The 25,212-nt window shown below is 29.9% G+C and carries 17 protein-coding genes; 8 read left to right on the top strand and 9 right to left on the bottom strand.

Going from position 1 to position 25,212, the window contains the following annotated elements; all coding sequences use genetic code 11:
- Positions 1-17: 17 nt before the first annotated feature.
- The gene (gene pyrE / locus ACSIGC_RS04760; RefSeq protein WP_442267013.1) at positions 18-659 is read right to left on the bottom strand and encodes an orotate phosphoribosyltransferase; all 642 of its coding nucleotides are present in this window, start codon (positions 657-659) and stop codon (positions 18-20) included.
- Positions 660-666: 7 nt separating this feature from the next.
- Here pyrE and ACSIGC_RS04755 point away from each other — a divergent pair, with 7 nt between their 5' ends.
- From ACSIGC_RS04755 to ACSIGC_RS04720, 8 genes are all read left to right on the top strand, one after another.
- The gene (locus ACSIGC_RS04755) at positions 667-1,272 is read left to right on the top strand and encodes an NUDIX hydrolase (protein ID WP_442267012.1); all 606 of its coding nucleotides are present in this window, start codon (positions 667-669) and stop codon (positions 1,270-1,272) included.
- Between the two features lie 125 nt (positions 1,273-1,397).
- Positions 1,398-3,305 (top strand): molecular chaperone DnaK, encoded by a 1,908-nt coding sequence (gene dnaK / locus ACSIGC_RS04750; RefSeq protein WP_442267011.1) that lies wholly within the window; start codon positions 1,398-1,400, stop codon positions 3,303-3,305.
- Positions 3,306-3,461: 156 nt separating this feature from the next.
- Positions 3,462-6,383 (top strand): histidine kinase, encoded by a 2,922-nt coding sequence (locus ACSIGC_RS04745; protein WP_442267010.1) that lies wholly within the window; start codon positions 3,462-3,464, stop codon positions 6,381-6,383.
- Between the two features lie 95 nt (positions 6,384-6,478).
- Positions 6,479-7,696, top strand: a complete 1,218-nt coding sequence (locus ACSIGC_RS04740) for a sensor histidine kinase (protein ID WP_442267009.1) — start codon at positions 6,479-6,481, stop codon at positions 7,694-7,696.
- Positions 7,683-8,429: a LytR/AlgR family response regulator transcription factor gene (locus ACSIGC_RS04735; RefSeq protein WP_442267008.1), complete on the top strand. Its 747-nt coding sequence runs from the start codon at positions 7,683-7,685 to the stop codon at positions 8,427-8,429. The genes ACSIGC_RS04740 and ACSIGC_RS04735 overlap by 14 nt, the downstream gene beginning before the upstream one ends.
- Before the next feature lie 101 nt (positions 8,430-8,530).
- The gene (locus tag ACSIGC_RS04730; protein ID WP_442267007.1) at positions 8,531-12,523 is read left to right on the top strand and encodes an InlB B-repeat-containing protein; all 3,993 of its coding nucleotides are present in this window, start codon (positions 8,531-8,533) and stop codon (positions 12,521-12,523) included.
- A 185-nt stretch (positions 12,524-12,708) separates the two neighbouring features.
- Positions 12,709-13,230, top strand: coding sequence for a hypothetical protein (locus ACSIGC_RS04725; RefSeq protein WP_442267006.1), 522 nt, complete (start codon positions 12,709-12,711; stop codon positions 13,228-13,230).
- Between the two features lie 11 nt (positions 13,231-13,241).
- Complete coding sequence (locus ACSIGC_RS04720; protein WP_442267005.1) at positions 13,242-13,664, top strand: secondary thiamine-phosphate synthase enzyme YjbQ; 423 nt, start codon at positions 13,242-13,244, stop codon at positions 13,662-13,664.
- 202 nt (positions 13,665-13,866) lie between these two features.
- On the opposite strand, the gene ACSIGC_RS04715 is transcribed toward ACSIGC_RS04720, so the two are convergent.
- The 8 genes from ACSIGC_RS04715 to ACSIGC_RS04680 all read right to left on the bottom strand — a co-directional run bounded on the left by ACSIGC_RS04715 (position 13,867) and on the right by ACSIGC_RS04680 (position 25,211).
- Entirely contained in the window at positions 13,867-14,070 is a 204-nt protein-coding gene (locus ACSIGC_RS04715) for a hypothetical protein (RefSeq protein ID WP_442267004.1), read from the bottom strand.
- Positions 14,071-14,083: 13 nt separating this feature from the next.
- The gene (locus tag ACSIGC_RS04710) at positions 14,084-15,232 is read right to left on the bottom strand and encodes a thioredoxin-like domain-containing protein (protein WP_442267003.1); all 1,149 of its coding nucleotides are present in this window, start codon (positions 15,230-15,232) and stop codon (positions 14,084-14,086) included.
- 53 nt (positions 15,233-15,285) lie between these two features.
- Positions 15,286-20,142, bottom strand: a complete 4,857-nt coding sequence (locus tag ACSIGC_RS04705; protein WP_442267002.1) for a DNA repair ATPase — start codon at positions 20,140-20,142, stop codon at positions 15,286-15,288.
- A gap of 607 nt (positions 20,143-20,749) precedes the next feature.
- On the bottom strand, positions 20,750-21,040 hold the full coding sequence (locus tag ACSIGC_RS04700) for a GIY-YIG nuclease family protein (RefSeq protein ID WP_442267001.1): 291 nt from the start codon (positions 21,038-21,040) through the stop codon (positions 20,750-20,752).
- Positions 21,041-21,201: 161 nt separating this feature from the next.
- Positions 21,202-23,271, bottom strand: a complete 2,070-nt coding sequence (locus ACSIGC_RS04695) for a flotillin family protein (RefSeq protein ID WP_442267000.1) — start codon at positions 23,269-23,271, stop codon at positions 21,202-21,204.
- A 47-nt stretch (positions 23,272-23,318) separates the two neighbouring features.
- Positions 23,319-24,077, bottom strand: coding sequence for a hypothetical protein (locus ACSIGC_RS04690; protein ID WP_442266999.1), 759 nt, complete (start codon positions 24,075-24,077; stop codon positions 23,319-23,321).
- A 41-nt stretch (positions 24,078-24,118) separates the two neighbouring features.
- Positions 24,119-24,481 (bottom strand): hypothetical protein, encoded by a 363-nt coding sequence (locus ACSIGC_RS04685; protein ID WP_442266998.1) that lies wholly within the window; start codon positions 24,479-24,481, stop codon positions 24,119-24,121.
- A 25-nt stretch (positions 24,482-24,506) separates the two neighbouring features.
- Complete coding sequence (locus ACSIGC_RS04680) at positions 24,507-25,211, bottom strand: PspA/IM30 family protein (protein WP_442266997.1); 705 nt, start codon at positions 25,209-25,211, stop codon at positions 24,507-24,509.
- Position 25,212 lies beyond the last annotated feature (1 nt).

Below are 25,212 nucleotides of genomic sequence, written 5' to 3'. Positions count from 1 at the left end.
AAATGATCAATATATAATTATTGTTCCCATTCACTTGGATTTAATCTCCAATTTTCTAGGGTTTGTAATTCTTGTTGAGTAATGTAGTTGCTATCCAAAGCTTGTTCTAATAAGCTTTCATAATTACTAAGTGTACAGAAATCTAAATTATGTTTATTAAAGGTCTCTTCAGCAATAGAAAATCCATAAGAAAATATAGCAACCATACCTTTAACAGTAGCATTAGCTTCTTTTAAAGCTTTTATTGCATTTAAACTACTTTTTCCTGTGCTTATTAAATCTTCTACAACAACAACATTTTGTCCGCTTTCTAAAAAACCTTCAATTTGATTTTTACGACCGTGTTTTTTCGGTTCTGGTCTAACATAAACAAAAGGAACACCTAATTCTTGAGCAACTAATACTCCAATAGCAATTGCTCCAGTTGCCACACCTGCAATTACATCTGGTTTACCGTACTTTTCTTCAACTAGTTTGGCTATTTTTTCTTTTAAAAAATTTCTAACAGATGGAAAAGAAAGCGTTACTCTATTATCACAATAAATAGGAGATTTCCAACCAGAAGCCCATGTAAAAGGCTCGTTTGGACTTAGTTTAATAGCTTTTATTTGCAAAAGAAGTTCAGCAGTTTTTTTTGCAGTATCTTTGTTTAAAATCATAGCGCAAATGTATAAAGTTTTTGTGAATGATCGGCCTATAATATTTACTTCTTCTCTAAAAAATGAAGAAAATTATTCTTTATTAAAAATCAAAGATATTGTTATAAGTAATATTATAAAACAGGTAAAAACAGGTAAGTTAAAAGGAATATACCTATACTCTGAAAATTTAGAAAGAGATTGGGAACAATTCTGTGATAGTTATAATATGATTAATGCAGGAGGGGGGCTCGTATATAACGATAATAATGAATTGTTATTTATTTATCGGGCAAGAAAATGGGATTTACCTAAAGGACGAGTTCATGGAAATGAAGATGTAAAAGAAACAGCTATAAGAGAAGTAGAAGAAGAATGTGGAATAAGTGATGTAGAGATTAAAAAATTTTTATTAAACACTTATCATTTTTATTATCACGAAAGAAAACTAAGGTTAAAGAAAATTTATTGGTATTTAATGTATTCTAATTATTCAGGTAAACTAACACCTTTATTTGAAGAAGGAATCAAAAAAGTTAAATTTAAAAACTCTACTCAAGTAAAAGCGGCTTTGCAGAATACATATGCCAATGTTAGAAGTGTTCTAGACAAACACTACAAACTTCAAAACTAAATACTGTCATACTGTCATTTGAATTTGCTAATTACTGTCAAAACAATAGATTTTTTCTAATGGCATAACCTTTGACTATTTCTACTCGTAAAATTTAGATTAAAAATAAAATCGATTATAAAGTTATGAGTAAAATTATAGGAATAGATTTAGGTACTACCAACTCATGCGTTTCTGTAATGGAAGGAAATGAGCCAGTAGTAATTCCTAATTCAGAAGGAAAAAGGACTACACCTTCAGTTGTTGCTTTCGTAGAAGGAGGAGAGCGTAAGGTTGGTGACCCAGCAAAACGTCAGGCAGTAACTAACCCAACTAAAACGGTTTATTCTATTAAACGTTTTATGGGAAATAAATATTCTGAAAGTTTACAAGAAGCAGAAAGAGTGCCTTACGAAGTTGTAAAAGGAGATAATGATACACCTCGTGTAAAAATTGACGATCGTTTATATACACCACAAGAAATTTCGGCGATGGTGTTACAAAAGATGAAGAAAACAGCTGAAGATTACTTAGGTCAAGATGTTGCCGAAGCTGTAATTACTGTTCCAGCTTACTTTAACGATGCTCAGCGTCAAGCAACAAAAGAAGCAGGAGAAATTGCTGGATTAAAAGTTCGTCGTATTATTAACGAACCTACGGCTGCTGCTTTAGCTTATGGTTTAGATAAAGCTGACTCTGATAAAAAAATTGTCGTTTTTGACTTTGGTGGAGGTACACATGATGTTTCTATTTTAGAATTAGGAGATGGAGTATTTGAAGTGTTAGCTACTGATGGTGATACTCACTTAGGAGGTGATGATGTTGATGAAAAAATCATTAACTGGTTAGCAGAGGAATTTAAAGCTGAAGAGAATATGGATTTACGAAAGGATCCTATGGCTTTGCAGCGTTTAAAAGAAGCTTCTGAAAAGGCAAAAATAGAATTATCTAGTACTACATCTACAGAGATCAACTTACCATATATCACAGCTACTGCAAGTGGACCTAAACACTTAGTTCGTACATTAAGTAGAGCAAAATTTGAGCAGTTAATCGACGATTTAGTAAAGAGAACTATAGAGCCATGTCAAACTGCTTTAAGAAATGCAGATTTAAGTACTTCTGATATTGATGAAGTAATCTTAGTAGGAGGTTCTACTCGTATTCCTGCTATTCAAGAAGCTGTTGAGAAATTCTTCGGAAAAGCTCCAAGTAAGGGAGTAAATCCAGATGAGGTAGTTTCTTTAGGAGCTGCAATTCAAGGAGGAGTTTTAACAGGAGATGTAAAAGATGTATTATTATTAGACGTTACACCTTTATCATTAGGAATTGAAACAATGGGTAATGTATTCACGAAGTTAATTGAAGCGAATACAACTATTCCAACTAAGAAATCACAAGTATTTTCTACAGCTGTAGATAATCAACCTTCTGTAGATATTCATGTATTACAAGGAGAGAGAGCAATGGCAGCTGATAATAAAACAATTGGACGTTTCCAATTAGCTGATATTCCTCCAGCACCAAGAGGAGTTCCTCAAATCGAAGTAACATTTGATATTGATGCGAATGGAATTATTAATGTTTCTGCTGCTGATAAAGCTACTGGAAAAAAGCAAGATATTCGTATTGAAGCTTCTTCTGGATTAACTGATGAAGAAATCCAAAAAATGAAAGCTGATGCTGAAGCAAATGCAGAAGCAGATGCTAAAGCTAAAGAAACTGCAGATAAAATTAACGGAGCAGACTCTATGATTTTCCAAACAGAAAAGCAATTAAAAGAGTTTGGTGATAAGTTATCAGCAGATAAAAAAGCTCCAATTGAGTCAGCTTTAGAAGAGTTGAAGAAAGCTCATGAGAGTAAAGATTTAGCACAAATTGATGCTGCTATGGAGAAAATTAATGAAGCATGGAAAGTTGCATCTGAAGAAATGTATGCTGCACAGCAACAAGCTGGTGGGGCTGCAGGCGGACCTCAAGCTGATGCTGGAGCAAATGCACAAGCAGACAGCAATGATAATGTAGAAGATGTAGATTTTGAAGAGGTGAAGTAATTCACAATACCTTAATAAATTTAAAAGCCAGGTTTACAAAAGTAAATCTGGCTTTTTTGTTATGGAAATTTTTTGATTCAATTTGGAAGTGAATAAGGGAGAATATTTTTTTATTGAATTCAGTTTATTTATTTTGTGTCAACACAAAATGATGTAATGCATACTTCAAAAAAGATATTAAATCTGTTGCTCTTACTTTTTTCTGTTGTTGTTATTGCTCAATATCCAGTATTTACTCAGCTTACAGAGAAGAGTGGTTTACCAGATGTAGAGTTTTATGATGTTGTAGAAGACAGAGAAGGTTTTATATGGTTAGCTGCTGATAAAGGTTTGTTTCGATATGACGGTAAAGAATTTAAAAATTATTCACACCCAGATAAAAGAGGGTTATCGGTATTTGGACTAAAGTTAGATTCTCAAGGGAAGGTATGGTGTAATAATGTATCTGGGCAATTTTTTTATGTAAATAAAGATAAATTAATACTATTTAAAGATTTAAAAGAAGAAACAAAAGGGAAACTTACTAATTTTATTTTCTATAAAAATAAGTTAATTGTATATAATTATAGGGGGATAATATTTGTTAATATTAATAATCCTATGAAAATGAAAATTAAAGCATATGATGACTTGGTAAGGTCTGTTTATGTTGATCATGATAGTTTATTTTACCATTTAGGGAAAAATAAATTTTATTCTAAAGATGCAGAAAACTTTTCAATAGTTAAAGAATATGAAAATGAATTATACTCCGAATTTCCATATATGTCTTGGTATTACTTGTCTTTTAAAGAAGAAAAATTTTTTCTAGGAGTAGAAAAGTTAGGAGGTAAAGTTGATAAGACAAATAATAGAGTATTAGTTGTAGAAAATGATCGCTTTATAAATGTAAACTTACCTGATATTATTAAATATACACCTATTATAAATTATTACAAATATCAGAATTTGTTATGGTTAGCTACCGAAAATGGAGTTTTTTCTTGCGAATATAAAGATAGAAAAATTACTATAAAACAGCATTTTTTAAAAGGACAAGAAGTATCAAAAATTATAAAAGATCGTAATGATAATTATTGGTATACTACATTAAATAATGGAATTTTTATAGTACCAAATATTTTTCTTAGAGAGTTCGATTTAGAAACTGAAGAGAAAAATATTACAGCTATAATTAAAATAGATGAAAACAAAATTCTTATAGGATCTTATGATGGAGAGCTTCTTTTAATAGATATAAAAAATAATAAAAAAAGTAAGATTAATTCACCATTTAAAGAAAAGATTTTTGGATTAGTAATGTTTAATGATAAAAAGGTAATTGTAAGTTACAAAGCACATACAGTTCTTTTAGATATAGAAAACTTCACAAGTCAAGATATAACTAATAACCTATTTGCTGGAGTTAAAGATTTTTCACTTATAGAAAATAATAAATTGTTAATTGCTTTATATAATGGAGCAATAGAATTAAATTTTAAAGGAGAAAAACAAACTGTTAGAACTCTAGGTAATATAAGATCATACACTACTTTTTATAGTGAAAAATATAATAATAAGTATGTAGGTTATGTTGATGGAGTAAGAATGTATGATGAAAATTTTACTGAAAGCGAAATTTTACATAACGAAAGAAATGTGTTTGCTGTAGATATTGATGAAACAGCAAATGGTATTGTATGGTTATCTACTTTCAAAAATGGAATTTATGGATTAGATAAAGACAGTGTAATAATTAATTATAATACAGGTAATGGATTGTTGTCTGATTTAACAAGAGAGATAAAAGGAGATGGAGATAATTTATGGATTTCTACTAATAAAGGGATACAGGTGTTAAATACAAAAACAAATGAAATAAAAAATTTAACTAGAAAAGATGGAATTAATTCATATAATATTTCAGATATTATTACTTTGAATGATGAATTGATTTTTAGTTCAAATAAAGGGGTTTTTGTATTAGATAAAGAAAAAATTTTCAAAAGAAAAAGTATATTAAATTTTTACTTTACAGATATACTTATTAATAATGAAAAAGTTGCTAAAAAGAAAGTTTATAAATTACGTTATGACGAAAATAAGTTACAATTTAACTTTCATTGTAATGGTTTTTTAGCTCAAGAAAACGTTAAATATTCTTATAAACTTTCAACATCAAAAAATAAAGAAAATTGGAATAAATTAGATAAAAACATTAATCAAATTACATTTAATAGTTTAGCTGCAGGAGATTATGTTTTTACTCTTAAAGCTACAGATTTAAATGATGATAATCAGGAGTTTGAAAGAGTAATTAAATTTACTATTGCTTTGCCGTTTTATAAAGAATGGTGGTTTGTAATTTCTGTTTTTTTATTAGGTGTTTTGTTTATTTGGTATCGTTTTAATATTCGTCTTAAAAGAGTTAATACCAGGCAAGAAGTAGCTTTAGAGAAAGCACGATTACAGAAAGAATTGGTTTCTACAAAATTAGAAACACTACGTTCTCAAATGAATCCACATTTTACATTCAATGCGTTAAATTCAATACAAAATTTAATTTTAAAGAATGATAAACAAGAGGCGTATAACTATTTAACAAAGTTTTCATCTTTAATTCGTGAAAACCTACATTTAAGTACACAAAATTTTGTTGTTTTTGAACAAGAGTTGTCTCTAATTAATCGATATTTAGAATTAGAAAAACTTAGATTTAAAGATAATTTTATATATCAAATTATACTTGGTGAAGATGTTGAAGAGGTTAAAATACCTACTATGATTATTCAACCTTATGTAGAAAATGCAATAAAGCATGGTTTACTTCATAAAAAAGAAGGGGTTAAAAGAATAAAAATAGAGTTTTACATTAGTGAAGGCGTTTTGGTCAGTAAAATTTATGATAACGGAATTGGTATAAAAAGATCAAAAGAAATTCAAAAAGCAAATGGAGTGAAAAGAAAATCATTTTCAACAAAATCAATTCAAGAACGATTACTATTCCTCAGAGATTACTACAAAACTGATATTGGAGTAGAGTATCCAGAAGTTAAAGAAGGTACTATGGTTGTTATTAAAATTCCATATTTATCTTAATTTATTTCAAATTCTAGCTGTTCGGAAGCTTTTTTATATTGTTAAGAAAGTAAATTTTCTAACTCTCATATTTATGTTAGTATTTGTAGAGTTAAATGAAAAGATTTCTAGAAAGATATATTTACAATCAAGATTTAGCGCTACAAGGATTAGAAGCAAAAAGAATTACAATTCTAAATTTTTGCTGCTTAATGATGGGGTTTGATATTTTGTTTTTTTCAATTAAACGATTTTTTGAAAAAACACTAACATCTGAGATAGCATATTTTTATACTGCTTTTTTAATATTGTTTATTATCGTTTATACATTACAAAAAACAAGATATTATATAACAGCTAAAGTATTGTTTTTGTGTTCTTATATTATAGCAGTTGTAGGTTTAACTCATATTTTATTTGAATATGAAAATACAGAATATAATTACTTAGCACTTCCAATTTTAGCTTTGTTCTTTTTTGATAAAAAATGGGTGCATTATGTAACTTTACTAATATCAGTTGGTTTGTTTTTTATACCTTATTATGTGACAAAAAAAAGAAATATAGAGAACTTCGTTCCGGAAGAAAAGATATTCTTATTTGTGATTTTATTTCTAGTAGTGAATTTTTTTAAAAATTTAAATGATTCAAACGAGGAGAAACTAAAAAAAGCTTATGTTGAATTAGAAGAAAAAAGGAAAAATGAATTTGCTCATTTACAATTGAAATCGTTAAAAGCACAGATGAATCCACATTTTATGTTTAACGCGATGAATTCAATTCAAAATTTAGTATTGAAAGGAGATAAACATAAAGCTTACGATTATTTAACCAAGTTTGCTGCTTTAATAAGAGAAAACTTAAACATGAGTGAGAAAAGTTTTATTTTCTTTGATGAAGAATTACTTTTATTAGAGAAATATTTAGAATTAGAGAAGCTCAGATTTCGTACAAACTTTGAATACAGCATAAATGGGGGAGAAAACTTATATAATATTAAAATTCCTTCTATGATAATTCAGCCATTTGTAGAAAATGCAATAAAACACGGGTTGTTACATAAAACAGAAGGAGTAAAAAAAATAATTTTAAAGTTTGAATTAAAAGAAGTTCTACATTGTACTATTATTGATAATGGTGTTGGTGTTTCAGAGTCAGAAAGAATAAAGCAAAGAAATGGAGAAAAATCTACTTCATTATCTACTAAATTGATAGAGGAAAGATTAATGTTGTTAAAAGATTATTATAAATTGAATATTGGTTTTAACTATGAAAAAGTAAAAGAAGGAACAAAAGTAATTATTAAAATATCTTTTATAAATGAAAATGAATAAATTAAAAGCAATATTGGTAGACGACGAATTAAACGCTAGAGAAAATTTAAGATATTTATTAGGGGATTTTTGTAGAGAAGTTGAAATAGTTGGAGAAGCTTCAAATATTGATGATGCAGTTATTCTAATAGAAAAAGAAATTCCAGATTTAGTGTTTTTAGATATAGAAATGCCAGAGAAAAATGGTTTTCAAATCTTTAATGAGTTCGAGGAAATTAATTTTCAAGTTATTTTCATAACAGCTTACGATCAATACGCGATAAAAGCTTTTCAAGTAGCTGCAATAGATTATTTATTGAAACCTGTTGAGGTAAGCTTGTTACAAAATGCTGTAAAAAAAGCGGAAAAATTTATAAAACAAAAAAAATCTGATACTAGAATTTCAGTATTAAAAGAAAACAAAAAAAAGTTAAAGAAAATAGCAATTCCCTATAAAAACGATTATGCAATTATCGATACAAAAGATATTATTTGTATTCAAGCAGATCGAATGTATTCTATAATTTATACAATTCAAAATAAAGAATATATAGCATCAAAAAAATTGAATTACTACGAGAATTTATTTGAAAATGAAGTTTCTTTTACAAGAGTTCATCGATCTTGGATTGTAAATACAGATCATGTAATTATTTATTCAAAAAGAGAACGACAATTAAAGTTAAGCCTAGAGAAATTAATACCAGTAAGTAAAGGTTATAAAGAATCTTTTGAAGCTTCTTTTACTTCGTAAATTAACTTTGGAAATAAAAAATGTTCATTCGGAAATAAAAAGCTAATCCTTTAAAAACAGGAGTGTTTTTTTGTGTCATAAATTATATAATCATAAAAGTTATGCTTAAAAAAATACTTTTAATAGTAGTCATGCTACTTTGTGTCGGACTGAGGGCGCAAACAAGAGTTTATAGTGGTTTCCCAGCAGGTAGGGGAATTGCTGTAATAAATGATAATGCGTACACAATGGTTGGCTCAGAGCTAAAAAGTGTATCACTTACCCAAGCAAATCCAACGGAACAAGTTGTGTCTAGTGGTTATGATAATAGACCAGCTAATAGTATAGCGTTTCAAGGAACAATGCTATATAGGGAAGGAAATGCTTTCATTATACCAGGAGGTGGAGTACAAAAATTTGCTTATGCATATCCAAGTGGTTCAAAATCTATCACTGCAATTAATGGGCTTACCGCAAATGTATTGTTTGTTTACAACGGAGGTCTTTATTTTTTATCAAAAAGAGGTTCGTTTTCTAATATAGAAATTAAAAGATACACAGGAGGAACAAATACAACTGTAGTTGCAACTTTACCTACTGCTTGGAATAGCGTTTATGATGCTGTGGTTGTTGGGGATAATTTATATTATACGTCATATTCAGAAGGAAGAATTTATAGAGTTGATTTATCTGCTAGTTCTCCTAGTGCGCAAGTATTCAAATCTGGTTTATCAGAACCTTGGGGAATAAGACATGCACAAGGATATCTTTATTTTATTGATGCAGGTTTAAATGGTGGAATTAGAAGAATTTCAGTAAATGGAGGAAGTGTTCAAAACGTAGGAGGAACAATCCCTTACGGAAGAACATTAGATATTATTGATCAAGATATATATGTTTTATCACCTGCTTCTGTAGCAAACGGAGGTGGAGTTTATAAGTATACTGATCCCAACATTGTTCCTGTATGTAAAGCACCAACAGCTCCTCAGGTAAGTTTTGTAGATGAAACTACTGCAGATGTAAGTTGGACGGCTCCAGCGAATTCAGTAGATTCATACGAGTTAACATATGTAGAAACTGGACAGTCAATTAGTAGTGGTACAACTATTCAAAATATCTCAGGAACTTCGGTACAGATTAATAATTTTGTTCCAGGAACTAGCTATGATATTTATATTAAAACAAATTGTACAGGTGCATTAACAGCAACGTCGGATAATGTTAAAGTGGTTTATGTTGCAAAATCTTGTAATAAGCCTAATAATCTTAGAGGAATATTAACTGGAGCAACAACAGCTGACATAACATGGGATCCAGTTGCAGAATTTGTTGATTCGTATGAGTTGACATATGTTGATGCTGGACAACCTATAAGTTCAGGAACAACAATTCAAAATATTTCTGGAACAACTACATCTTTAACAGGATTAGTAAATGGTCAAGAATATGATGTCTATGTAAGAACAAACTGTGATAACAGATTTAGTGCCCCTTCTGAATACCAAAAAATAACTTATACTCAAACTACACGTGTGTATGTAAGTCAATTTGCTACAGGAAGTAATACAGGAGGGTCATGGGCAAATGCTTACACAAGTTTAGAAACTGCATTAGCAAATAATTTAAATGGTAAAACAGAAGTTTGGATAGCAAGAGGAACATATACGCCTTCATCAAATAATAGAAACGCAAGATTTGAATTTAATGTTGATGGATTATTAATCTATGGTGGTTTTGCTGGAAATGAAACAAACTTAAATCAAAGAGATTATTTAAGTAATAAAACAATCTTAAGTGGAGATTTGTTGAGAAATGATGATGCCAATGTCACTTTTAATAATACTACAAGAAGTGATAATAGCTTAAGAGTTATTAATGTTGCTGGAAACAATATAGTCATTGATGGAATTACAATTTCTGGTGGTTATGCAGATGCAACTTCTGGAGATGGTAGATTTGGAGCAGGGTTATCTCTGAGTCCTAATATAAGTAACTTCACAATTAAAAACACAACAGTTAAGGATAATGTTGCTTATTGGGCGGCAGGATTAAATTTATCAGCAGATAAATCAGGATCGGTAGTTATATCAGTAGATGCTTGTGTTTTTGATAATAATTTAAGTTCTAATTCAGGCACAGCAATGTATGTTATTCCAAGAGAAGGAACTAATGCAACCTATTTTATATTAACAAATTCATTATTTAAAAATAACAGAACGACAGATGATGGTTCTAGAAAAGCTAAAGGAGGAATGGTTTGGGTTAGAGCATATTATACGGGAACTATAATTTCTACGAACATTATAAATAATACATTTGTTAATAATCTTAATGAAGGAACAGATGCAAATTCAGATTTTGCAACAGTTGCTCTAAGTAGAAATACAGGTAGTTATGGAAATAGTTTTGTAGCAAATAATATTTTCTGGGGAAATAAAAACAATAATGGAAATGTGGCTTTAGCTGTTGGAAAAGGAGGAGGGACTAATTTTACTAATAATTTAGCAGCCTTGAACAGTATAGATGAGGATAATTTTTCTAACATTTCATTTTTAGCTTCAAATACGAGTAATAGTGACCCTTTGTTTACTGATGCGGCTAATGGAGATTTTACAATACAAACCAATTCGCCAGCAAAAGATACTGGTGACAATAGTAGAATACCTTCTGGCATATCAACTGATTTATTTGGTAATCAACGAATATTTAATACTACTGTTGATATGGGAGCGTATGAATTCGGACCAGCTGCTCCAGTGATAAAAAAGGCATTAAATGTAACTGCTACCAATGGTTCGGTAACTATAAGTCCTAGTTCGGCAGATGGACTTTATGTAGATGGAACATCAGTTGAATTAACAGCTACACCAGCTGCAGGTTATCAATTCGATGGATGGAGTGGAGATGCGACAGGAACTACAAATCCATTAACTATTGTCATGGATGCTGATAAAACAGTTACAGCAATGTTTAGTAAAATTCAACGTACCTTAACTATTAATGCTACAAATGGTTGGGTTAGTAAAAATCCAAATCCACCAGGCGGAGCTTACGATGATGGAACTTCAGTTGTATTGACAGCTATACCTGATTCAGGATATCAATTTGATGGATGGAGCGGCGATGCTACAGGGACAACAAATCCATTAACAGTTGTAATGGATGCTGATAAAACAGTTACAGCAATGTTTAGTCCTATTCAACGTACATTAACTATAAATGCTACAAATGGTTCGGTTAGTACAAATCCAAATTCAACAGGAGGAACTTACGATGATGGAACTTCCGTTGTATTAACAGCTACACCAGCTGCAGGTTATCAATTCGATGGATGGAGTGGCGATGCTACAGGGACAACAAATCCGTTAACTATTGTCATGGATGCTGATAAAACAGTTACGGCAATGTTTAGTAAAATTCAACATACCTTAACTATCAATGCTACAAATGGTTCGGTAAGTACAAACCCAAATTCAACAGGAGGGACTTACGATGATGGAACTTCCGTTGAATTAACAGCTACACCAGCTACAGGTTATCAATTTGATGGTTGGAGTGGTGATGCAACGGGAACAACAAATCCGTTAACTATTGTCATGGATGCTGATAAAACAGTTACAGCAATGTTCAGTAAAATTCAACGAACATTAACTATAAATGCTACAAATGGCTCTGTGAGTACAAATCCAAATCCAACTGGAGGAAAGTATGATGATGGTACTTCGGTTACTTTGATAGCTACACCAGCTGCAGGTTATCAATTTGATGGATGGAGTGGTGATGCAACAGGAACTACAAATCCATTAACAATTACAATGAATGCAGATAAAACAATTACTGCAATGTTTAGTGCAGTTACAGCTAGTGTTGTTGATGAAGAATTCGATAAAGAAGTAAAAATTTATCCAGTACCAACTTCAGATATTTTAAATATTGAAGTAACAACAGGTTACGATATAAAGAAAGTTGTTTTATATAGTATAGTGGGGAAAAAGGTGTTAGAAACAAAAGAGAGAAAGATGAATCTATCTAGTTTAGTGAACGGAATTTATATACTTAAAGTGACAAATTCAGAGGGACGTGTAGCTTCTAGAAGGATTATTAAAAGGTAATGATGAATAAAATCGAAAAATATAAACTAGAAATACTATTGTTATTAATGTACTCCTTGGTGTTTTTTATCATATTTTCAATATTCTAATTGCTCAAGCCTGGAAAGTAAAATCAAAACTTTTCAGGCTTTTTTATTTATACTGATAAATGTTTTAGGTTTGTGTTTAAATTGATGTAGTAATTTATGCGTAAGTACGATAAAACTAATTTTTTTAAGCACACATATTGTCAATTTGAATACAAAGAATTAAGTGTTTTACAAGAAGAAAATATTCATTTTAAGAGTAAATCGGGAAGTTCTTATGTATACACTGAGAATGGTGTATATAGATATTCAAATCACTGGGGAAGAGTAGCAAATTGTCGATGGAAATTAAATGGTATTACTAAATATCAGAATCAGAATTATTATGTGGGATATGCAAAATGGACTGATTTTTATAGCTTAACTTCAGAAGCAAAACTATTTGGATTAAAAATTGATTTTGAAACTAAAAAAGTAGAAGTATACAAACCTGAAAGAAAAGATCAGTTATTTAATTTAACTGTTGTTTTTAAAAAGAAAAAGGAAGTAGAAGAGGTGTTTAAAAATACCAAATGGATGCAATATCATGAAGAAGAAGTTGAGGTTTTACAAGAGAAAATCATAAAACAAATATTAACATCTAATAAATCACTTCGAGAAATTAAATTAGAATTATCCTAACTTGAAATTCAATGAAATTTTATCAACAAGAAATTAGTTTACCTGCTTTTGAAAGAGGTTATCATTTAATTACAGATATCGTAATTAATGAAATACCTGAGTTAAAAGAAATCAAAATAGGACAGTTGCAAGTATTTATAAAACATACTTCTGCCAGTTTAACGATTAATGAAAATGCAGATTCAACAGTTCGTATGGATTTCGAAACGCATATCAATAAAATGATTCCTGAAAATATGCCATATTACAAGCACGATTACGAAGGAGCTGATGATATGCCAGCACATATAAAAAGCTCGATGTTAGGTTGTCAAGTACAGATTCCAATTACAAATGGAAAATTAAATTTAGGAACTTGGCAAGGAATTTATTTGGGTGAACATCGAAATTATGGTGGACGTAGAAAATTGGTGTTAACAGTTTTTGGTAGTTAACATTTTAACTCTATGTCAGTTCTATTAGAGTTGAAAACTTCTTTATGTTAAAATATAATTTTTTTAGTTACCGGTTGTGAATAAACATATAATAGCGTCAATCTGAACTTGTTTCAGATTCTCATCTTACATATGTTGTTTATTATTAGAGTTAGATTCTGAAATATTGAGTTAAATTCGGAATGAATTAATAATGAGGTTTCTAGTACTTTTCCTCCCTCCAATGTTGATCATTCAATGTTAAGTAATGAATAGCAATTAATAATTTAGATTTGATATCTTCAATTTGAAAAGCTTCATAATTCATAATCACTTGACTAATCATTGTTGGTCCAAAATCTGAAGCAATATTAAAGTTATTTACATAATCTTTAACTGCTTTATTTTCTTTACCATATTTATTCAAAAAACGAATATGCCTAATCAGTTATCAGGCTTATTAATTCTTCTGCTTTTTCAAATTTAAAATCGATGATTTGAAATTTATCATTAAAGATAATTTTAGAAGGGAAACTATTTACTTGATAATTAATTTGAACTTGGGAATTTGGTCCAGCATACAAGTTAATCCAGTTAATTTTATCCATTGAACTACTTTTTTTCCAAGCACTAGGATCTAAATCAACATTTACTCCGATTATTTCTATCTTGTTTTCTTTAAGTGTATTATAAATTGTATTCCCTTCTTGATTAAATTTTCTACAAGGAGAGCAACCAGTCCACCAAAAATTGAGTACAGTATACTTATTTTTTTTGATAATTTTTTTTAATTCTACTTGTTTATTCTGAAGGTCAACTAGAGTAAAATTTGAATATTTTAAGCTTTTTGTATTATCAAATAAAGATTTTAATATAAAATTAAATTCCTTGTAAACATTAGAATTTAGTAATTTACTATCTGTTTTTTCTAAGATTTTCTTCAGTTTTAATTCATCTTCTCTTGAAAAATAATCTGGATCAAAAGGAGGGAAGTTTCCTTGTAAATACAAACTAAGAAATTTCAAATATGCAATAGATTTTGTAGTCTGATAAACATTGTCAAATTTTTCAAAGAAAATCTTTTTTTCTATTGGATATACATTTTTATGCATACTATCTTTTTTCTTTTCATAATCGTTGATAAAGGAGAAATGATCAGTGAGTGTTGGTTTTTTAAAAAACTCATTGTAATAAAGCATGGTATTATTTCCTTGTGAAGCCTTAATTTTAACAATATCTTTAAAAATATCTGATGTTGATTTAATTATATCAAAAGATATTTTTGTTTTTCCGGGTTCTAAAAATACAGGGATAAATAAGTAATTAGTTTTATTAGCGTCTAAATCATGTTTAAACCTAATTTCTCCATATTGAATTACTCTAGAACTTCCAGTAAATGAAAATTTTCCATTTTTAATTTTTGTATTAATCTGGTTTTGAGTTGAGTCGTTTGGGATTAATAAGGTTAACTCTAGATTGTTACCATTTTCTACTTCTCCTTCTATTTTAAATTCAAATTGATCTTTTTCTTTTTTCTGACATGAGATTCCTGATAATAAGACCAATAAGAGTATAATTTTTTTCATCATTTTTAAATTAAAAACCTCATTTAATAACTGTATAAATGAGGTTTGTATATGTTTTAACTCTTCTCCAATCCTTTTTGTAAAGCTTCTTTAATTCCTTCTAAATTCTCAGAGAACGCCATCATCTGACTTAAAATTTGAGCCATTTCATTTTTATCTCCAAAACCTTTCAGTTTATTATTTTTCAAAAAGATTTCTTTAATGCTCGTCCATCTTGTTAACTCTTCATCAGAAAGTTGATCGATTAACTCTTTATACTTTAAAAGGTTTCCTTCTGCAGCAGAAGTCAAGGTCTGTGATTCACTTTCATAATGCGATAATAACAAGCGTTGTAATTCGCTATCATTCATAATAGGAACCACTTTTGCCACCAGTTTATTCATATCACGATACGATCCTTGTAATTTAAAAGAAGGTTCTGTTCGGTATTGATCTTCCATGGCAGCCGATTGAATATAAGCCTGATTTACCTTTAAAACGGTGTCTCTAACTGTAATTACTTTTTCTAAAACAGAAGTGTAATCCTGAATTTCTTGTTTGGTATGATTTCCTTTTAAATCAACATCAGCGGTATTATTTTCCACTTTATCAATTAAAGCATACACATCTTCGAAATATTTACTACTCAATTGGTGTAAAACAGGATTCGATGTTAATGAGTTTTCTATTAAACTCAACTTGAATAAATGCGCTGTGTCTCCAATAATATCTCCTAAATTGTAAATATCAGCACGGTTAGCTAACATGTCAGGAATCTGAAAACGATCTCCACTTTCTGTATATGGGTTACCAGCCATAATTACACAAAATTTCTTTCCACGTAAATCATACGTTTTTGATTTCCCGTTAAAAACCCCTTCGATCTTACGAGTTCCATCGGAAAGTGAAATAAACTTCTGTAAAAACTCTGGATTACAGTGCTGAATATCATCTAAATATAACATCACGTTATCACCCATTTCAAAAGCTAAATTCAGCTTTTTTAATTCTTCTCTAGATGCAGAATTGTTAGCGGACATAGGATCAACAGAAGTCACTTCATGTCCAATAGCCGGACCGTTAATTTTCATAAATACCAAACCTAAACGATTCGATATGTATTCCATTAAGGTAGTTTTACCATAACCAGGAGGAGAAATTAATAATAACATACCCATTCTATCAGTACGTTTATTGTCACCAACTGTTCCCAATTGTTTCGCTAAATTGTCTCCAATTAATGGGAAATATACCTGATCAATTAATTTATTTCTTACAAAAGATGATAAAACTCTCGGTTTAAATTCTTCTAGTTTTAAATCCTCTTTTAGTTGTTCAGTTACTTCTTGCTTAGCTTCTTTATATCTAATGAAATTCGGAACTTCTACAGTAGTGAATTGTGCTAAATTCGAAATGAAATCATGATAGTTAAAGACAAAAGTTCCTTCAGTAATTGTACTGTGATCTCCTCTTAAATCTTTTATTTCTTCTATCGGATGAACTGCTTTAACTTCAGAAGTTGATTCGTGTTCAAATAATAAAATAGCAACAATTTCATCTATATAATTTTGCTTTGAATTTTCTGCTGAAGACAAGAACGAACTTACCCATTGTTTTGTTAAATGAATTTTATCAGTATATTCATTTGATTTATCAACTCCGTTTCTGAATTTATGATAAGCATCTTGTTTCTTTAATGTTTTTACAAACTCATCTTTCAAACCAAACGCATCTGTACTAATTTGGAATGAATTATTTTGTTTCAATTCCTCGAAAAGATAATTTGCAATCTGCTCACTTTCTGATTCAGAAAACAATTTACTTTGCTGAGCGAATTCAGTGATTTTAGTACTTAAATTTTCAATAATAAAAGCAAATGAATCACTATTTGGAAAAACACTTAATACTTCACCAGAAGCTTTAATATTGGTGTTTAATAAAGTTTGAGCTTCTTCCGAAAGAGAATTCCAAAAGTATTGTGCGTAGGCTCTGGTGTTAGGAGAATAGGTGAGTAGTCCTAATTCATGATGTTTATGAACTAATGTGTGTAAAATCTGACTCGCATCACTATCATGAACTCCTTTTACATAACCTTCAGAATATAAATTACTACTTTCTTGTTGAACAACAGTTAATAATTCTTCTTGTGTTTTATTGATTAATTCAGTTTCTGGAATATTTTTGAAAATCTTGTACGCCAAATAAGCAGCACGATATATTTCGTTATTCTCAGAAACTAATTCTTGATTCCAATATTTTTTAGATTGTAATAAAATATCATTTTCAATAGTATCGTAAAAATCGGTACCTGTTAAGTGATAATATAATTCTTCGTTTTTATATACAATCGTTAAATCTAAAACTTGTTTGTTAACTCCGAATTTATGTTTACCAAGTTTAATAATATTTTCACCATCTTCGTATAACTCTTGCTTATCTTTAAGTTTACGAAGCGCATCTTCTTTAGCAACTTTTAATTTCGTTTCGATAGCTTCCGCTTTTCCGGCGTCGTCTAACTCACGTAACTGATTAATAATATCTCTAACTTTATTAATCATTAAATCCGCAGCAAAATATCCATTGATATCTTCAATAGTATCGAAACTTTGCGCTTTTTTCTCAACTCCTTTTAAAATACGTTCAGAAGCAGTTTGTAATGCCACTGCTTTCTTGTTACGTTTTTCAATAAGGTTGTTTTTACGTGTATCGAAAGCGGCATGAATTTCTTCACGTTTTTCTATAATTTGCGTAATAAACTCTTCAAAATCGGCAAATTTCCCTTCTAATTCTTCAAGCTGAATGGCAGTTTTTGTTAAAAATTCATCACACTTTTCAGGCGTAGTAGCCATGTCAATATAATTGATAATACTTTGATCAATTAATTTTAACTGTGCAACAAAATCTGCTTTAGCTTCGGAACTTCCTAGGCTTTTTATACTGTTTTTAATTCCTGCTTTTAATTGATTTAACGTTGCAAAAATTAAAGAGATATTGTCTATAATTTTCGTTGATTGCGAAGTGTCTTCTATTTCAAGATTAGAAACAATATCAATCAGCATTTCTAAATCAGCAGTAATTTGGTTGACTTCTTTTTCTAAAGCTTTCGCTTCAACTACTTTCTTAATTTCTGGTAACGAAGTTTCTTTTTCTGCGACACGTTTATGATACGGAGCTAATGCTTTATCGTTCAATAAAAACTGTACACAACGTTTAGAAATTAATGTGTTTTGCTCAGCAACTTGTTCTTCTAAAGCTTCTAAATGTTCTTTTTGAATATAGCGAACATCGTGTAAACTGATTACTTCGCCACGTAAGGTTCTTAATTGGCTTAATAATCCAACAAAATCATCAATAGATTTAAATGAAGTACTTTTTATTTTACTAAAAAGTTCATCTGATTTCTTGTTGATTGCTGTGGTTTCTTTTGAAGCTTGTTTTTTTAATTGAACTACTTTTTCAAACTCTTCAATTGCGGCATTTGCTGCTTCATTAATTTGAAGAATAGGTTCATTTAATTGGTGTGTATCTGCTTCTGGTAACCAATAATATGTATCGTTAATATCTTTGGATATTTTAGCAATATCATTATATAAACCAGTATAATTATCTTCTTTGTTTAAAAGATTGATTAATTCGTGACATTCTGCCATGGCACGAACAATATCTTTATTTCCAATTTTAAACAGTAAACTATCTGTATGTTGCGAAGGCATAAAATCTCCTTTTAAATATGGAGTTTGCCAAATTTGAACTACATGATGTTTGGTTTGCTCGTTTTCAGTTTTAAAATAACATAATTCACCGTTTTCAAGTAAGGTAAATCCGTTACAAATAATTGGAGTTTTAACTTCTTGCTCAATAATATTGTAAGACATTAAGACGTATAATCCACGAATTGTTGCGTAAAAAACATACAAGAAATCTTCACCGTTTGGTGAACTTACTTTCTTTTGAAATTTTACTTCTTTTACATCACTTTCGAAAATTTTATACTCTCCAGTTTGTAAATAATATCCGTTAGGGAAAATAATACCATGTCCGTCTGGTAATTGAACAGCTGTATCTTTAATACTTTCGATACGTTGTACTTCTTGTAGTTTATGATTGTACACGAAGTAACGAGGATCTTCCTGGAAAGGTTTGATTTCTAAAGTGATTAAGTTTCCTAAATCACCATAGCGAAACTGACCGTCATCTAAGGTTTGATCTATATGTTCAACAGGCTCAGAAAGAATTCCTTTTCCGTCGTCTGTATTGTCTTCAATTTTTATGGTTAAATCACCACCAATGGTTTCCACAAAAACTTTGTCAAGAACAGAAATGTGAGAATGCGTTCCATAGCGATGCATATCACGAGTTACTTCTTGCCATTTGAATTCATGTTGCGTAGGAAATTTGTATTCATGTTCACTACGATTATCTATATACTGAAGTTGATTATCGTTAATTAACCATTTAAAGGTTTTAATATCCTTTGTGTTTTCGCTTAATTGAAAAACCATGTGTAAATAGTTTCCAATGATGGCAAATTTTGAGAAAATGGTATTTCTATAGTATTTATATAAGTTGGTAAAATCACTGATGAAAGTTTCATCATGAATCATGTCTAAAGACTGTAAATGAAAATGATTTTCTTTAAACTCATAAATACTAAATACATCTGAAAGTTTAATATCTGTACGTAAACCAAAATGTACGTTATATCCAAAAATTGAAGTGTTTCCAAAAGAAACAATATCTCTTGCGATACAGTTATTTTCAGTGTTTATTCTATCGTTAGCAATTAATTTGGTTTCTATATTACCAAAAACATGTTTTCTTGCATCATTTAGCTTATGTAATCGATCTTGTAGTTCTTGCTTTTGTTTTTGCAATCTACCTTGAATGATTTCATATGTTCCTCCGTCTAATTGTTGATTGTTTTGGTTTTCCATGTATTTTTTTGTGTCAATTCTTTGATGTCACTTCGAGTGAAATTATTTGAGTGAAAAAGAAGAATAATTTAGTTTCGAGAAGTTTTCGTTAGTTGAATTAATCTCGATACGATTTTACTTCGTTATCACTTCGTAAAAATCACCTGAATCAACATTTTTGTTTTGAACTTTATTGTCACTTCGAGTGAAATTATTCGTAATGAAAAGGAGTATAATTTTTTATCGAGAAGTTTTCGTTAGTTGAATTGTTCTCGATACGATTTTACTTCGTTATCACTTCGTAAGAATCACTTGAATCAACATTTTTGTTTTGAACTTTATTGTCACTTCGAGTGAAATTATTTGAGTGAAAAAGAAGAATAATTTAGTTTCGAGAAGTTTTCGTTAGTTGAATTGTTCTCGATACGATTTTACTTCGTTATCACTTCGTAAGAATCACTTGAATCAACATTTTTGTTTTGAACTTTATTGTCGCTTCGAGTGAAATTATTCGTAATGAAAAGGAGTATAATTTTTTATCGAGAAGTTTTCGTTAGTTGAATTGTTCTCGATACGATTTTACTTCGTTATCACTTCGTAAAAATCACTCGAACTGACATTTGGTATTTTAATCAAATTTCTTTTTTGCTAAATTAGGTAGTAATTCATATTGATTATTTATTAAAGCTTCTTTTTTGGCTTTAGACCATTTCTTAATTTGTTTTTCTTTTTCTATTGCTATTTCAATATTCGTGAATTCACAATAGTAAACTAGTTGTATTGGTCTTCTAAAATAAGTATAACTACCTTTATGTAATCCTTTTTTATGTTCTAAAAGTCTTTGATTAAGATTTGAAGTTACTCCAGTGTAATATGTTTTATCAGAACATTGCAAAATATAAACATAGTAAACTGTCATAACTTTTTTGAACTTTTATTGTCACTTCGAGTGAAATTATTCGGAATGAAATGAAGAATAATTTTTTATCGAGAAGTTTTCGTTAGTTGAATTGTTCTCGATACAATTTTATTTCGTTATCACTCTATAAAATCACTCGAACTGACATTTATATTTTTATATTAAGACAACTTCTTGTCAGATAATCCTAATCCTTTAGCAAGGTTAAAAAGGTTACTGAATAATCCTTCTTCATCAGAAGTGTTAGCTCTATCTTTTAAGTCCATTAAAAGATTTGCTACAGTTAAGTTTTTGATGTCTTCAGAAGAGATTCCGTATTTGTTGGCGAAATCTTTTACTTTTTCTAATAAGTTTCCTTTAACATCATCACTACCTAAAATAGCATCTTTTACATCTTGAATATTATCACTATGTTGAACTAATCTATCGATTCCTTTAGCCTTAGTAATTTGTCCGATAATTTGATCGAAGAACATTGTTTCTCCACCAACGATATCAATATTGGCAGCTCTTAAAGCATCACCAATAACTTGTGCTTGTGCATCTGCGATATCTTTCTGGATTTGAATTTGAGCTAAGTCTACTTGCAATTCTTTCTCTAAGCGTAACTTGAACTCTTCGTGCTCTTTACCAACACCGTCTAATTTCTTCATTGCTTCAGCTTTCTCTTCGATACCAGCAGCATCTGCAATTGCTTTTTCTTTAATTACTTGCGCTTCAGCTAAACCTTCTTCTTTAATAGCTTCAGCTTTAGCTAAAATTCCAGCAGCTTCAGCTTTCGCTTTTTTCTCAATAATTGTAGCTTCTACTAATCCTTGACGTTCATTAGCATCTGCTTTTGCATGCATCACTTGTGCTTCAGACATACCAATTGTAGCTTCTTCTTTAGCTTTTGCTTCTGCTAATGTTTTACGAGCTTCTGCTTCTTTTTCACTTGCTTCTTTTTGAGCTTGAGCTTCAATATTAATTTCCTCAGCTTTTTGTTTAGCAGCTTCTTTTTGTGCTTCAGCTTCTTTAATAGTTTTAATTAATGCTTCTTCTGCATTAGCTTCAGCAATAGTAATTTTAACTTGTTTCTCACGATCTGCAGTTTTGAAAGCTTCGATATCTTTCATGTTTTCTTGCTCTTCAACTACACCTTTCTCTAACATTACGCGATCACGTATCACATCTTGAATGTTTTTCTTTTCTACTTCAACGACTTTCTCTTTTTCAATTTGTGCTAAAGTTACAATACGCTCTCTCTCTGTAGCTTCTAACATTCTGTCTTTTTCTACTCTTTCAGCTTCTACTGCATCTGTTCGTAATTTGTTTTTCTCAGCAACGATAACTTGACGTTGTTTGTTTTCTTCTGCTACTTGTAGTTTTTCTTCAGTTGCTATTCTTGCACTTTCAGATTTTAAACGCTCTTCCTCAGCTACTTTTAAAGTTTCTGCTTCTTCACGAGCTTTAATATTTGCAATTTCACGTTTTTGTTGTTCTTCTTTTTCCGCTAATTGCTTGTCTAATTCTAAGATTGCTTCGCGAGCTTCCACATCTTGTTTACGAATTACTTTTTCTTCGTCTCTTTTAATTAAGTTCGCTTGGATATTTTGTGCTGCTGTTAATTCAGTAATTTTCTTAATACCTTCTGCATCTAAAATATTATCAGGTTTCAAAAAACTAACAGGAGTTTGTTCTAAATAATCAATAGCACAATCTTCTAAAGTATATCCGTTTAAATCTGTACCAATAATATCAACAATTTCATCTCTAAATTCACGTCTAGCTTCGTATAATTCGGTGAAATCAAACTTTTTACCTACAGTTTTTAAGGCTTCAGAGAATTTTGCTTCAAATAATTCTTCCAAAGTTTCTATATCAGAAGCTCTTTCACAACCAATAGTCTGAGCCACCATTTTAATAAAATCTACTTCATTGTTAACACGAACAAAGAAAGCTACTTTAATATCTGCACGCATATTGTCTTTACAAACAAGTCCGTCGTCTCCAATTCGTTCAATTTGAATTTTCTTTACAGAAATATCCATGATTTCAACACGGTGAAAAACAGGAACTACATACATACCTCTATCGGTTGCGACTTTTGTTCCTTTAAATCCAGTACGAACTAAGGCTTCTCCTTGTGGTACTTTCTTGTAAAACATTGCAATAATTGCAAAGTATACTATAATAATGAATAGAATTATACCAAGGCCAACACTTAAAAGTTGAATAATTGAATCTGTCATAGTAATTAATTAGTTTTAGTGATTTTTATTTGTTTTAAATTTAATTTTTAAAAGTTTATATCTATGCTACCTGATTTATATTCTTGTGCATAATAGAATAGTTTATCGTTGCTTTGTTTGATAATTAGTATCTGAGAATTATAACTTATTTCTTTTCCATCTAAAGATTTTATATTGATATTAAGTGTATTTCCATCTACTTTAATTTCAGCCCTTCCTAACTTTTTATCAGATATTTTAGATAAACTTGTTCCTTTTCGTCCAATAATTTCTGCTGGTGCATCTCCATCCTGATTAAGATTTTTAAAAAATGCTTTAAAAGGAGTAGTGAAGATTTTTGTGACAAATAGTGAAGGGAAAAAACTTCCTAACATTATAATGAAGCCAAAAGTACTATTGTAGCTATGAGTAATTGTTGTACCTAAAGTAGTTATAAGCCACCATATGAAAATCCAAGATGTAAATGTGAACATAAATGGTAAACCAACAAAGTTGAAGTAGATTAATAGTACTTGCCACCATTTTAAAGGTTTTCTTCTTTTGCCTACAATATCTTCTTGATTAACTTCTGTATTAGCTACATCATGAAAGTCGATATCGCTTCCTTCGATACCAGTACCTATATTAGAATCTAAGTCTACATCAATATCAGCATCTACATCGACATCGATATCTACGTCTACATCAACATCTAAATCGAAGTCTACACCTGAGATCATGGTAATAAGCCAATAAGTCAAAAGTAGAATTAAAAGAATGGTTAATGTGATGTTTACATTAGAAAATACAATATCGGTTAATGTCATAGCTAGTTAGTAATATGTGTTAGTTTTTTATTCTATAAATTCTAGTTTTTGTTTTTCAATTCCTCTAAATTATCAAATGATTTCTTTAATCTTTTTGTCATTTTATCTAAATCAGAAGTTTTACCTGATAATTTGATTTCAAAATTATCAATTTTAACTTTTGAATCGTCTATTTGAGCTTTATTTTCATAAATAAATGCAATTGTAATTTCTTGATCATCGTCATTCTCTTTAAACATTTCTTTTAAAGTGTTCCAATTAAAAGTTTGTAACTTTTCTATACTAGATGTCTTTAGTTCAAAGTTTGTAGTAGCAGACTTAGATTTTTTCTCTTCAGTATTTTGACCATAAGAAGTAAAATTTAATAAAGAAAGAATGGTAATTAATATAATTTTCGTTTTCATAGTTTTTAGTTTGTGGTAGAAGAATTTAATCTTCAAAACCTAATTGTTTTTTTAATTGAGCCAAATTATCTTCAGCGGTTTTATTTTTAGTATCAGTAAGCTCGTTTAACTTTTGATCTACAGTTTTCGATGATTTAGACAAATCTCCATAGGCCTCAGCTAAAGCTTCTTCTTGTTGTACTTTTTCTTTCATGCGCTCTAGCATAGCAACCGTTCCAGAACTATCCATTTCAGCCATTTGCTTATTCAAGTTTTTTGTTGCTTTAGAAACTTTAACACGAGCTTTAAGAGTTTTTAATTCATTTTCCCATTTACTTATTGTTCCTTTAATTTCTTGAACATTTCCTTCTAATTGAGCAACAGAATTGTCAAAGCTAGTGGCTTCATTTTTTGCATTTTCTATTTGCAAATGTATTTCTTGTTTCTTTAGTAAGGCTTGTTTAGCTAAATCATCTGCTTCATTGAACTCTAATTCACCATTTTTAGCCTTAGTAAGTACTAACATGGCTTTTTGTTCGTAATCATTGGCTTTAGCTGTAAATTCTTCAATGTCATTTTTAGCTCTAATAGCAAGAGCTTTAACTTGTGCTAAAGATTCGAGAGATTTTTCAAGATCAACACGCAAATCGCGAATACCTTGTTCCGTCATTTTAATAGGATCTTCCATATTGTCTATTGCAGCATTGGCTTCTGCTTGTCCTATTTTAAAAAGTCGTTTAAAAAAATTCATA

The sequence above is a fragment of the Tenacibaculum aquaeponti genome, from assembly GCF_052084715.1.
Lineage (GTDB): Bacteria > Bacteroidota > Bacteroidia > Flavobacteriales > Flavobacteriaceae > Polaribacter.
This window is presented reverse-complemented; position numbering and strand designations above follow the sequence as displayed.